The 12,110-nt window shown below is 66.8% G+C and carries 11 protein-coding genes; 7 read left to right on the forward strand and 4 right to left on the reverse strand.

Features of this window, described 5'->3' with window-relative positions:
- Nucleotides 1-37: 37 nt before the first annotated feature.
- Both C6W88_RS01085 and C6W88_RS01090 read right to left on the reverse strand, forming a co-directional pair.
- Nucleotides 38-1,651: a peptide ABC transporter substrate-binding protein gene (locus tag C6W88_RS01085; protein ID WP_231498430.1), complete on the reverse strand. Its 1,614-nt coding sequence runs from the start codon at nucleotides 1,649-1,651 to the stop codon at nucleotides 38-40.
- 188 nt (nucleotides 1,652-1,839) lie between these two features.
- Nucleotides 1,840-3,471, reverse strand: coding sequence for a peptide ABC transporter substrate-binding protein (locus tag C6W88_RS01090; RefSeq protein ID WP_108131210.1), 1,632 nt, complete (start codon nucleotides 3,469-3,471; stop codon nucleotides 1,840-1,842).
- A 386-nt stretch (nucleotides 3,472-3,857) separates the two neighbouring features.
- On the opposite strand from C6W88_RS01090, the gene prfB reads away from it, so the two are divergent.
- The 7 genes from prfB to C6W88_RS01125 all read left to right on the forward strand — a co-directional run bounded on the left by prfB (nucleotide 3,858) and on the right by C6W88_RS01125 (nucleotide 10,711).
- Nucleotides 3,858-4,956, forward strand: a protein-coding gene (prfB, locus tag C6W88_RS01095; RefSeq protein WP_197037043.1) for a peptide chain release factor 2 whose coding sequence is annotated in 2 segments (ribosomal slippage) — nucleotides 3,858-3,932 and nucleotides 3,934-4,956 — 1,098 coding nt in all. Because the reading frame shifts where the segments join, the coding sequence is not laid out codon by codon here.
- A gap of 150 nt (nucleotides 4,957-5,106) precedes the next feature.
- On the forward strand, nucleotides 5,107-6,636 hold the full coding sequence (gene lysS / locus C6W88_RS01100; protein WP_108131211.1) for a lysine--tRNA ligase: 1,530 nt from the start codon (nucleotides 5,107-5,109) through the stop codon (nucleotides 6,634-6,636).
- Between the two features lie 184 nt (nucleotides 6,637-6,820).
- Entirely contained in the window at nucleotides 6,821-7,207 is a 387-nt protein-coding gene (locus tag C6W88_RS01105) for a hypothetical protein (protein ID WP_045991311.1), read from the forward strand.
- 162 nt (nucleotides 7,208-7,369) lie between these two features.
- The gene (locus C6W88_RS01110) at nucleotides 7,370-8,836 is read left to right on the forward strand and encodes an MFS transporter (protein WP_108131212.1); all 1,467 of its coding nucleotides are present in this window, start codon (nucleotides 7,370-7,372) and stop codon (nucleotides 8,834-8,836) included.
- 72 nt (nucleotides 8,837-8,908) lie between these two features.
- Nucleotides 8,909-9,220 (forward strand): BolA family protein, encoded by a 312-nt coding sequence (locus C6W88_RS01115; RefSeq protein WP_045991309.1) that lies wholly within the window; start codon nucleotides 8,909-8,911, stop codon nucleotides 9,218-9,220.
- Complete coding sequence (locus C6W88_RS01120; protein WP_124804942.1) at nucleotides 9,217-10,158, forward strand: hypothetical protein; 942 nt, start codon at nucleotides 9,217-9,219, stop codon at nucleotides 10,156-10,158. Before C6W88_RS01115 ends, C6W88_RS01120 begins: the two co-directional genes overlap by 4 nt.
- Nucleotides 10,130-10,711: a GNAT family N-acetyltransferase gene (locus C6W88_RS01125; protein ID WP_231498432.1), complete on the forward strand. Its 582-nt coding sequence runs from the start codon at nucleotides 10,130-10,132 to the stop codon at nucleotides 10,709-10,711. Before C6W88_RS01120 ends, C6W88_RS01125 begins: the two co-directional genes overlap by 29 nt.
- 171 nt (nucleotides 10,712-10,882) lie before the next feature.
- Here C6W88_RS01125 and zapB read toward each other — a convergent pair whose 3' ends face one another.
- Together zapB and rsmD are read right to left on the reverse strand one after the other, a co-directional pair.
- The gene (gene zapB, locus C6W88_RS01130) at nucleotides 10,883-11,104 is read right to left on the reverse strand and encodes a cell division protein ZapB (protein WP_045991307.1); all 222 of its coding nucleotides are present in this window, start codon (nucleotides 11,102-11,104) and stop codon (nucleotides 10,883-10,885) included.
- Between the two features lie 164 nt (nucleotides 11,105-11,268).
- The gene (gene rsmD, locus C6W88_RS01135; protein ID WP_108131214.1) at nucleotides 11,269-11,943 is read right to left on the reverse strand and encodes a 16S rRNA (guanine(966)-N(2))-methyltransferase RsmD; all 675 of its coding nucleotides are present in this window, start codon (nucleotides 11,941-11,943) and stop codon (nucleotides 11,269-11,271) included.
- Nucleotides 11,944-12,110 lie beyond the last annotated feature (167 nt).

The following is a 12,110-nucleotide window of genomic DNA, read 5'->3' on the forward strand; positions in this document are numbered from 1 at the left end:
CTGGCCGCGCCCGCGATGGGGTTGGAGCGGGTGATCGTCAGGGCGCGTCGGCGTCCACGGACACGTAGCGCAGCGGATGCACGTCGAGCGTCGTGGGCTGCCAGCCCTTGACGTCCGGCGAGACCAGATTGACGACCACGTAGTCGTAGATCGGCAGCATCACGTCGGCTTCCAGCAGGCGCTGCTCGGCCTCGCTCATCAGCGCGGCGCGTCGGTCCGCGTCGAGCTCATGGGTGCTGGCCTCGACCAGGGCGTCGTACTCGGGGTCCGCGTAGCCGGTGCTGGCCGCCGCCGAGCCTCCCGCGGCGTAGGCGTTGAGGAAGTCGTAGGGGTCGTTGACCGTGGCCACGAAGCCGTAGCGGGCGATCTCGAAGTCGCCCTGGCGCAGGCCGGCGAAGTGCACCGCCGCCTCGCGGTTGACCAGCTCGATCTCCACCCCCAGCGGGCGCCACATGGCGGCGATGGCCACGGCGATCTTCTTGTGGTCTTCCAGGGTATTGTAGGACAGCTCAAGTTCAAGCGGTCGATCCGGCCCGTAGCCGGCCTGATCCAGCAGCTCCCGGGCCCTGGCCCGGCGGCTGTCCATGTCCTGATCATGGAAGTCGAGGCTTGCCGAGGTAGGCGAGGCGATGGTGCGGGGCACAAACCAGTAGGACGGCGTCTGGCCCATGCCCAGCAGGCGCTCGGTGATCACCTCGCGGTCGAGCGCCAGGTTCAGCGCCTCGCGCACCCGCTCATCGCTGAGCGGCGTGCCTTCACGCAGGTTGAGCATATAGAAGTAGCTGCCGATCAGCGGCCCGACGCGCAGCGACTCGCTCAGGTTCTCCTGGGCCCACTCGAAGCGCGCGGAAGGCACCGCGCCGTAGGCGATGTCGAGCTCGCCTGAGCGAAAACGGTTCATCAGCGCCGAGGTGTCCTCGATGGCGTGGAAGTCGACACCCTCCAGCGCCACCTCGTCGGCGGCGTAGTAGCGGGGGTTGCGCTCCACCTCGACCTTGTCCTGGGGCTTCCAGTCGGTGAGCACGAAGGGTCCGCTGGCCACCATGGTGCCTGGCCGGGTCCAGTCCTCGATGCCGCTGGTGAGCAGGTGCCGGGGCAGAGGTGCGGCCTCGGTCATCGCCATGGCCTGAAGAAAATAGGCGGTGGGCTCGGATAGCCGGATTTCCAGGGTGCGGGAATCCAGCGCGGTGACGCCGAGGCTCTCGGGTTCGGCCTCCCCGGTGTTGATCGCCCGGGCGTTGACAATGGGGTAGTAAAGGTTGGCGTTGTGGTTGGCGGTAGCCGGTGTCACCAGGCGTTGCAGGGCGAAGACGGCATCGTCGGCGGTGATCGGCTCGCCGTCCGACCACTGTGCCTCGCGCAGCCGGAAGGTGATGACCCGACCGTCGTCGGACAGCTCCCAGGATTCAGCCAGGCCCGGCACCAGGGCGCCGTCGGGGCCATAGTTGACCAGACGATCGAACAGTTGGCGGGTGATCCGGCTCTCCCAGTTGCCGCTGACCTTCTGCGGATCCAGGGTGCTGGGCTCGGCGCCGTTGCCGACCTGAAGAGTGGCGGCCTGGGCGTCGGCAGCGGGCAGACAGAGTCCGAGGCTTGTCGTTGCCATCAGGCCGGCAAGTGCCAGCGGACGAAAGGCGTCCATGGAGACCATAGCGAAGTCCTTGTGGGGTAGGCAGAGCGTCGGTAGGGGACTCGCCTCCTGGTGGAGGCGAGTTCTCGCAGCGAGTCGTTGAAGCGAGTCCTTGAAGCGAGTCCTTGAAGATAGCCCAGCGCTGCTATCTACAAACCCGGCGCTGCTATTTACAAAACCCAGCGCTGCTGTTTACCAACCCGGCGCTGCTACTCGTCGAAGGAGATCCAGCGAGACGGGTGATCGTCCTCGATGTTGTCTTCCCAGCCGCTGATCTTCGGGTTCACCAGGTTGCGTGAGACGTAGTAGAGCATCGGGATCAGGGCGTCGTCGTCCATGGCCAGGGCCTCGGCGCTTTCCATGACGGCCTTGCGCTCATCCAGGTCAAGGGTGGCAGCGGCCTGGTCGTAGAGGGCGTCGAACTCCTCGTTGGCGTAGGCTCCGTAGTTGTTGCCGACGCCGGAGCGCAGCAGCGCCAGAAAGTTCTCGGCGTCGTTGTAGTCGGCGATCCAGCCGGCCCGGGCCACGTCGAAGTCCCCCTCGGCGATGGTCTGGTAGTGCACCGTGGCCTCGGCATTGACCAGCTCCACCTCGACACCCAGCGGGCGCCACATGGACGACACCGCCACCGCGATCTTCTTGTGCTCGTCGGTGGTGTTGTAGCGCAGGCGCAATTCGAGCGGTGACTCCTGGCTGTAGCCGGCCTCTTCCAGCAACTGCTTGGCACGGGCCATGCGGGCGTTCATGTCATCGGTGATGTCATTGCCGTCGGCGTCTTCGAAGCTGGTGTTCTGCACCTGATAGTGATTGATGCCGTCAGGCACGAAGGACAGTGACTTCTGGAAGGTGCCGCCCATGATCTGCTGAGCGATGACGTCGCGGCGCACCGCCATGTTGAGCGCCTCGCGCACCCTGGGGTCGGCGGTGGGATGACCGTCGCGGTGGTTGAACACGTAGTAGTAGCTGCCGAGGTAGGTGGCCATGTGGGTGGCCTCGGGGATCTCTTCCTTCAACAGCGGATACATGCTCGAGGAGTACTCGGTCATGATGTCCAGCTCGCCCGCGCGAAAGCGCGAGACGCCGGCGTTGCGATCCTCGATGGTGTGGTAGCGCACGCCGTCCAGCGCCACCTGGTCGGCCTCGTAGTACTCGGGATTCTTGACCACGGTGATGCGCGACTGGGAGATCCACTCGGTGGGGGTGAAGGCACCGTTGGTGACGATGTTGTCGAGATCCACGTAGTCCCGGCCGTACTCCTCGAAGGTGTGCTGTGGCTGGGGGTAGCCGGTGTAGTGGGTCAGCAGCTGCAGGAAGTAGGGCGTCGGTTGAGTCAGCTGGACCACGAAGGTGCGGCCATCGTCGCGGCTTTCCACGCCAAGCTCCTCCAGGGGCAGCTCGCCGGTATTGACCTCCCTGGCGTTGACCACCGGATAGAGCATGTAGGCGTACTTGGAGGCGTTGGCCGGGTCCAGCAGGTGGCGCCAGCCGAACACGAAGTCCTCGGCGGTGACAGGCTCGCCGTCGGACCAGCGGGCATCCTCGCGCAGGCTGAAGGTGTAGGTCTTGCCGTCCTCGGAGACCTCCCAGTCGGTGGCCATGCCGGGCAGGATCTCGCCGTCCGGGGCGTTCTTGACCAGGCCCTCGTAAACGTCCATCAGGATCTGGGACTCCCACACGCCGCCAGAGATCTGGGAGGTGTCGAAGGAGGCGAGTTCGCCGGTGACGCCAAGATCGAGGGTCTCGGCCATGGCCGGTGCGCTGATGGCGGCCGCCAGCGAGGACAGGGTCAGGCCGGAGGCCAGCGCCAGGCGGCGGGCCCAGCGAGCACGGTTCGCGATCATGTCAGTTCCTTGTTCGTGTTGGCATTGTTGTCGCGGGCCGGGCCGTTGGCAGCGCGGTTCGCTGCGACCACGGCCATTGTGGGAAGGCCGCACAAGGCGTGCGACACCGGCTAAGCCCGCTTAGTCGATATCGACCATCGCGCCGTGGCTCCGGTGCTGTCCAGACGAAAATTTTCATGACGTCTTGCGTTTCGTCGATAGCCCCGTGGGAGCCCTTGTGGCAAGGGGGCTCGATGGCAGGAGCAGGATGACGGGGTTAGACGTTTTGGCTACAATGCATCCCCTTTATCGCGGCCTGGCCGACGATCATCGCAACTGGCCCATCGCCACCGGCGCATCGCGAGCGCACGCCGGCACCCGGCGAGGGACGACAAAAGGCGAACTTCATGTTGGAAACCAACCCGATTCACAACCTCATCAAGGACCTGTCTGAGCGGACAGACGTCCTGAGGGGGTATCTTTGACTATGCCGAAAAGAAAGATCGGCTAGAGGAAGTCACCCGCGAGCTCGAGGACCCGGCGGTCTGGAACGACCCGGACTACGCCCAGAAGCTCGGCAAGGAACGTGCCTCGCTGGAGCTGGTGGTCGCCACCATCGACGAGCTGGACCAGGGCCTCGGCGACAGCCGCGACCTGCTGGAGCTGGCCGAGATGGAAGACGACGAGGCCACCGTGGCCGAGGTCGAGAAGGAACTGGCCTCGATGCAGGCCAACCTCGAGAAGCTCGAGTTCCGGCGGATGTTCTCCGGCGAGATGGACGAGAACAGCGCCTATCTCGACATCCAGGCGGGCTCCGGCGGCACCGAGGCCCAGGACTGGGCCAACATGCTGCTGCGCATGTATCTGCGCTGGGCCGAGTCCCACGGTTTCAAGGCCGAGATCATCGAGCTGTCGGCCGGTGAAGTGGCCGGGATCAAGTCGGCCACGGTGCACGTCCAGGGCGAGTACGCCTTCGGCTGGCTGCGCACCGAGACCGGGGTGCATCGTCTGGTGCGCAAGAGTCCGTTCGACTCCGGCGGCCGCCGCCACACCTCCTTTGCCTCGGTGTTCCTGTCGCCGGAGATCGACGACAGCTTCGAGGTCGAGATCAATCCGGCGGATCTGCGCGTCGACACCTACCGCTCCAGCGGCGCCGGTGGTCAGCACGTCAACACCACCGACTCGGCGGTGCGGATCACCCACGAGCCGTCCGGCGTGGTGGTGTCGTGCCAGAGCCAGCGCAGCCAGCACGCCAACCGCGACTTCGCCATGAAGCAGTTGAAGGCGAAGCTGTGGGAGCTGGAGATGCAGAAGCGCAACGCCGCCAAGCAGGAGGCCGAGGACTCCAAGGCCGACATCGGCTGGGGCAGCCAGATCCGTTCCTATGTGCTGGACGACCAGCGCATCAAGGACCTGCGCACCGGCGTGCAGTCGAGCAACTGCGACAAGGTGCTCGACGGCGATCTTGACCAGTACATCGTCGCGAGCCTCAAGCAGGGGCTTTAAGCGACCGTCGCCAAGCCCACCGCGTCGCGACCTCGCCCCGGGAGCCAAGTGGCCTCGGGGCGTTTCGCCACCACCATTCATGGGTCCCGTGCCGGGGCCGTTCGGGGAACCGCCGTGGCGGCTTCCCTGCCGTGACAGAGACGAGTAGCCATGGCCAACCAGGATACGCCTTCCACCAATGACGCCGTTGCCGAAGAGAACCGCCTGATCGCGGAGCGCCGCGCCAAGCTGGCGGCTCGTCGCGAGCGTGCCGAGGCCGAGGGCGGCAGCGCCTTCCCCAACGACTTTCGCCGTGACAGCCTGGCCGCCGAGCTCGAGGCGGAACTCGGCGAGCATGACAAGGAAGCGCTGGAGTCGCTGGGCCGCGAGGCCGCGGTCGCCGGGCGCATCATGCGCAAGCGCGGTCCCTTTATCGTGATCCAGGACGTCAGCGGCCAGATCCAGCTCTACGTCGACAAGAAGGGGCTGAATCCCGCCCTGCTCGAGGACATCAAGGGCTGGGACATCGGCGACATCGTGGCCGGCCAGGGCCCGGTGCACAAGTCCGGCAAGGGCGACCTGTACGTGATGATGCGCGAGGCCAAGCTCCTGACCAAGAGCCTGCGCCCGCTGCCCGACAAGTTCCACGGCCTCACCGACATGGAAGCGCGCTACCGCCAGCGCTACGTCGACCTGATCATGAATCCGGACTCGCGCCGGGTGTTCGAGACCCGTGCCGGCATCATCAGCGCCATGCGCCGCTTCTTCGAGGATCGCGGCTTCATGGAGGTGGAAACGCCGATGCTGCAGCCGATCCCTGGCGGCGCCACGGCGCGTCCCTTCATCACCCACCACAATGCGCTGGACATCGACATGTACCTGCGTATCGCGCCAGAGCTTTACCTGAAGCGCCTGGTGGTGGGGGGCTTCGAGCGGGTCTTCGAGATCAACCGCAACTTCCGCAACGAAGGGCTATCCACCCGCCACAACCCCGAGTTCACCATGGTCGAGTTCTACTGGGCCTACGTGGACTACCAGGCGCTGATGGATCTGACCGAGGCGATGCTGCGCGAGATCGCCCAGAAGGTGCTCGGCACCACCACCCTGAACTACCAGGGAGCGACCTACGATCTGGGCCAGCCGTTCGTGCGGATGACCCTGCGCGAGGCGATCCTGGCTCACGGCGAAGGCATCGAGGCTGCGGACATCGACGAGCTCGACGCCGCCCGTGCCCTGGCCGAGCGCCTCGGCATCAAGGTCAAGGATGGTTGGGGACTCGGCAAGCTGCAGACCGAGATCTTCGAGGAGGTGGCCGAGGCGCGCCTGGACCAGCCGACCTTCATCACCGAGTATCCGGCCGAGGTCAGCCCGCTGGCGCGGCGCAACGACGCCAATCCCTTCGTCACCGACCGCTTCGAGTTCTTCGTCGGCGGCCGCGAGATCGCCAACGGCTTCTCCGAGCTCAATGACGCCGAGGACCAGGCCGAGCGCTTCCGCGCCCAGGCGGCCGAGAAGGACGCCGGTGACCTGGAGGCGATGTACTACGACGCCGACTACGTGCGCGCGCTCGAGGTAGGCCTGCCGCCCACCGCCGGCGAGGGCATCGGTATCGACCGCCTGGTGATGCTGTTCACCGACAGCCCCTCGATCCGCGACGTGCTGCTGTTCCCGGCGATGCGCCCGGAAGCCGGCGAGGCCTGAGCCGTTCGGCCTGGCCACCGGGGATAATGTCCCCAGTGGTCGGGCCGATGGATTGTCGGCGGGGTCGGGCCGATGGATGGTTGGCGGGGCCGGGCCGGTGGATTGTCGGCGGGGCCGGGCTTTTGCTGGCAAGCGAGGCCCTTAGCACCCATAATGGCTGCGATTCGACGTCGAGGAGACCGCGATGAAACTGCTCAACCGCTCCGCCCTGAGCGTCAGACCCACCCAGCACTTTGTTGACTGGATCAATGCCCTGGAACCGACCATGGGCGATGACGACCTCACGCTCGCCGACGTCGACCGGGAAAGCACGGTCTACCTGATCCCGGAGATGGACACCCCCGAGGCGCTGGAAGCCTTCGTTCGCGAGCGCTATCTCGAGGTGCTCGAGAACGAACTGCGCGCCTGGGAAGAGGACGAACGGCAGTGGCCCGAGGCCCTGAACTGGGAGCTGTTCCAGCGCTTCTTGCAGGTCGAGCACAGCTATCTGGCGATCGATCTGGATGGCGAGGCTGCGCTTGAGATCTCCGAGGTGGACGACGAACTGCTGGCCGACCTCGAGCAGGACTGAGCAGCGCGGCCTGTCGCCGCTGATCAGTGTCTGCCGGATGTACCCCGCAGGTGTCGACGAGACCGGCCACGGCCGGTCTCGTTGCGTGCCGGCATGACCTCCTGTGTCTGACCACCCCGATGCAAGACAACACCCGCCTAGACAACACCAGGAATTGCCCCGATGAGTCGACTGTTCTCCACCCGTGACGGCGACGACGGCCTGCCCGGGCCGGAGCGACGGCTGGCGGTCATCGCCCTGGTGCTGGGGACCCTGATGGCGGTGGTGGACACCACCATGATCAATATCGCGCTGCCCTCCATGGCGCGGGATCTGGGCGTGTCCGACGCTCGCGCGGTGTGGATCACCAACCTGTTCCAGGTAGTCTGTGCGGCCATGCTGCTGGTGTTCGCCGCCGCCAGCGAGCTGCTCAGTCGGCGCAAGGTCTACGTGGCAGGGCTCACCCTGTTCGTAGTGGCGGCGCTAGGCAGCGCGCTGTCGCCCAACTTCGAGACCCTGCTGGTGTTTCGCGCCCTGCAGGGCGTCGGCGCCGCCGCCACCCTGTCGATCGGGCCGAGCCTGTATCGCTCGATCTTTCCCTCTCGTCTGCTCGGCAGCGCCCTGGGGCTGTCGTCGCTGGTGGTGGCGGGGGGCTACGCCGCCGGCCCGTCGATCGGTGGTCTGGTGCTGTCGGTGGCCAACTGGCCGTGGCTGTTCGCCCTGAACGTGCCGCTGGGCGCCGCCGCCGCGGTCATGGCCTGGCGAGCCCTGCCCAGGGAGGAACGCCGCGAGGGCAACTTCGACGCCTTCGGCGCCCTGGCCTCCATGGCCATGCTGGCGGGACTGTTCATGTGCATGGACGCCGTCGGTCATCGCGCGCCGCTGGCCGAGATCCTGGCCTGGCTGGCGGTGACGGTGGTGTCGGCGGTGGCCTTTATCCGTCGCCAGGGGCGGGCTCCCCATCCGCTGCTGCCGCTGGGGCTGTTTCGTGAACCGCGTTTCAGCCTGGCAGTGTCCGCCCAGGGCACCGCCTTCATCGGGCAAGGGCTGACCTTCGTTGCGCTGTCGTTTCTCTACCAGCAGCAGATGGGCTACTCGGCGCTGCATACCGCCTGGTTGTTTACCCCCTGGCCGCTGACCATCATGGTGGTCGGGCCGCTGTCTGGTCGTCTGGCCGATCGCTTCAACCCGAGCGTGGTGGCGAGCGTCGGCCTGGTCATGCTGTTGCTGGGGCTGGTCAGCCTGGCGGCGCTGCCGCAGGACGCCAGCGCGATCGACAGCCTGTGGCGTACCGCCCTGTGTGGCGCAGGCTTCGGCCTGTTCCAGCCGCCCAACAACCGTGAACTGATGACCAGCGTACCCAAGGCCCGCAGCGCCAACGCCTCGGGGGTGATGAGTACCACCCGCACGGTGGGGCAGTCGCTGGGGGTGGCCCTGGTCGGGCTGTGCCTGGCCGCCGGCGCTGGCGTTCAGCAGGCGTTGTGGGTCGGCGCTGCCACCACCTTGCTGGCGCTGGTGATCAGCCTGGTGCGTATCCCCCGGGCCCATCGTGCGTATCGTGCGGCGCGGGAGCAGAAGAAGGCCGCGCGGGCCGGCTACTCCGAACGAGTGGGCGAGGACTCCCCGAACCGGGTCGCGGATCGGGCTTAGTCAGCGGCTGGGCGAGGGCGTACAATGGCACAGTATGTACAAAATTAACCGTCACAGACGCGAGTACCCATCATGAGTATTCAGGCGACCATCGAACACAAGCTAAAGGCCCTGGAGCCCACCGAACTGGTGGTCGAGAACGAGAGCCACATGCACAGCGTGCCGCCGAACTCGGAAACCCACTTCAAGGTGACCCTGGTCTCCGAGCGCTTTTCCGGGCTGATGCCGGTCAAGCGCCACCAGCAGATCTACTCGCTGCTGGCCGATGAACTGTCCGGCCCGGTCCACGCCCTGGCGCTGCACCTTTACACCCCCGGTGAGTGGGATAGCCGCAGTGCACCGCGTCCGGACTCGCCCAACTGCATGGGCGGCTCACGCTCGTGACGCCGGAGCCGACACGGCTCGCCTATCTGGATGCCATGGGGCTGACCGCCTGGGTGGCCCGCTATCAGCTACCCAACGCCCGCGAGACCGAAGCCTGCGACTGGCCCGAGCCGGTACCCGAAGAGCGGCCCCAGCCCGGTGCCAAGGGCCTGCATGCGCTGCTCGATGACATGCCCGCCTCGGCCGGCGGTGGCGACACGTCCGCCGGGGCGACCGAGCAGGCCGCTGTCGCTGATTCGTCCTCTGCCGTCCAGGCTCCTGCCCCCCAGGCGCCGGCTGGTCCGCGCAAGGCCAGGGCGCTGCTCGGTGATATCGTGCCCGATGCAGACGACGGTGCAGCGACGGCCCCTACGGCCATGCCGGCAGAGGATGAGGTGGAGGAAGGCGCCGAGCCGCTGCGCTTCGGCTGTCAGGTGGCCTGTCTCGACGGTCGCTGGCTTTTGCTGGTTGCCCGTGACGAACCGCTGGGGCCCCTGCACCAGCGGCTTCTGCTCAATATCCTGACCGGCGCCGGGGTCAGGCCGTCGCAGCGACCGGTGTTCGACTCCCTTGCCTGGCCGCTGGAAGAGGGCTTGCCGGTCAGGCGGCCGTTGGACGAGGCGCGTCAGGGGCTCAAGGCCTTTGTGGCCGGTCGCGCTCGTCGTGGCTGGGCTCCGGAGCGGGTGCTGGTATTCGGCCGCCAGGAGGCGCTGATGCAAGCACTGGCCCCGTCTGACACCACCGACAACAGCGCGCAGCCTCCGCGCAGCCAGACCCTGGCGCTGCCGTTGTGGCAGGGCCCGGGGCTCGACGAACTGCTCGCCGATGACGGCGTCGGTGCCGAGGCCAAGCGCCGGCTGTGGTCGCAGATCGGCGAGTGGCAGGCACAGTGGAGCGACGGCACTCGAGGTGATGGTGCTGGAGGCGATGGTGCCAGAGACGACAGCGATGGCGCTTGAGGCGACAGCGGGCCAGCAGAGCTGTCCGCATAGCGGCGGCTACGGTCCTGTCCGTGTCCTTGGCGCCGCCGATCTTGACGCCCTCTTGCGACTGGAAGCGATGGCGTCAGCGCCGTTGTCCAGCCCTCAGGCGCTGGCCCAGGCACTGGAAGATGACCAGCGCCTGCTGCTGGGGATCGATCGGCTGGGTCCGGCGGGTGATGTCGGCGTTGAAGGCGGCCTTGATGCGGGCATGACGGGGCAGAGGGCTATTCACGCCTACGCCTTGCTGGCACGCCAGCCCTTCGAGGCCGAGCTGGAAGCGATCCTGGTGGCCCCGCAAGCTCGCCGCCAAGGGCTTGCCGCACGGCTGCTGACAAGCCTGATTGCGGTAGCGCGCCAGTGGGGCTCGGAGCGACTGCTGCTGGAGGTGCGTGCCGACAACGGCGCGGCGATCGCCTGCTACCGAGCCGCCGGCTTCGCCGAGGATGGTGTGCGTCGCGGCTACTATCCGCCGCTGGCCGATGGCGGCGAGCGTGTCGATGCCTTGCTGATGTCGCTGGCGCTTGACTGAAACAGCCTGAAGCGCTCGGCTTTCTTTAGTCTGGGCCGCCTGCGGCTGGGCTTCCATCGTACGCGCAATGCAAAAGGGCTCCCCATGGGAGCCCTTTTCATTCGTGTCGATCGTTCGCATCAGCCGTTCGAGTCGGCCGTTCGAGTCGACACTGCCGGCACACAAGGCAGGTCAGAGGCTATGGGCGGGCGCCTGTTCGGTATTGCCCGTTTCGCCTTCCACCTCATCGAGCTGGCCCAGGATGGCGGTCAGGCGACGTTCCCACTCTTCGCGATCCTGCTTCAGGCGAGCGTTTTCCTCGCGCAACTCCTCGGCTTCCAGTTTCAGCAATTCCAGGGCCTCAAGGGCGCTGGAGACCTTCTTTTCGAGTTGGTTGAAGAGTTCCGTGCTCATCCTCGTCTCCTGACATGACGTGGGGTGAAGGCGCGACGCGCGCCCCGATGGAACGAGCGTAACGCCGCCGCCGCCGGCGAACAAGCGTCGCCGGGCGGCGACGGGGCTGCTTTGCTGATTCGGCTCAGGAATTGCGACAGTCGCGTGCTTGGGGTACTGCCGGCTCAGCTCTCAGGCGCAGCGTCCTTGAGCGAGTCGGCGTCGCTTTCGCTGCGTCGATACAGACGCCCCATGCTGTCTCCGGCGCGGACCTCTCGGTGTAGCTGCCAGGTGGGGGGCACGGCGGGAGTCAGACCGCTTTCGACCTCCACGTAGATCCAGGCCTCATCCGCCAGCCAGCCGGCTTCCAGGGCCTGGCAGCAGGGCTCGGCAAGGCCCTGGCGAAAGGGCGGGTCGAGAAACACCAGGTCGAAGGGGCTGGCGGTATCGTCTTTCAGCAGCGCGGCGGCGTCGGCGCGGCGTACCTGGGCGCGATCGATCGCCAGCGTCGCCAGGTTATCGCTGATCGCCTGGGCCACCTGGGCATCGCGCTCGACGAACAGGGCCTCGCTGGCGCCGCGCGATAGCGCCTCCAGGCCCAGAGCTCCGGTGCCGGCAAACAGATCGAGCACGCGAACGCGGTACAGCTCGCCCCCGAGCCAGTTGAACAGGGTCTCGCGCACTCGGTCCGGGGTCGGGCGCAGGCCGGGCTTGTCGAGCACCGGTAGCTGGCGGCGGCGGTGTTCGCCACCGATGATGCGCAGCTTGCCAGGCGGCCGACCGCTCGAGGGACTCTTGCCCGAGCGGGGTTTTCCGGCGCCGCCGCGCGGACGGTTTCTTGAAGGACGTTGTCGACTCATGGGCGGCGATTCTACCCCCATGGCAGGGTGCCGTCATGCCTTCGCCATCGCTTCTGTGGCAGGCTGTGGGCAGCGTCGCGTCGCCGCCTCGGGGCTGCCCTGTGTCCACAGCGAGCGGGCAGGGTGGTAGGATGTGGCGGTTCGTTCACCGGCTGAGGCGTCAGGTC

It is taken from the genome of Halomonas litopenaei (assembly GCF_003045775.1).
GTDB classification, from domain to species: Bacteria; Pseudomonadota; Gammaproteobacteria; order Pseudomonadales; family Halomonadaceae; genus Halomonas; species Halomonas litopenaei.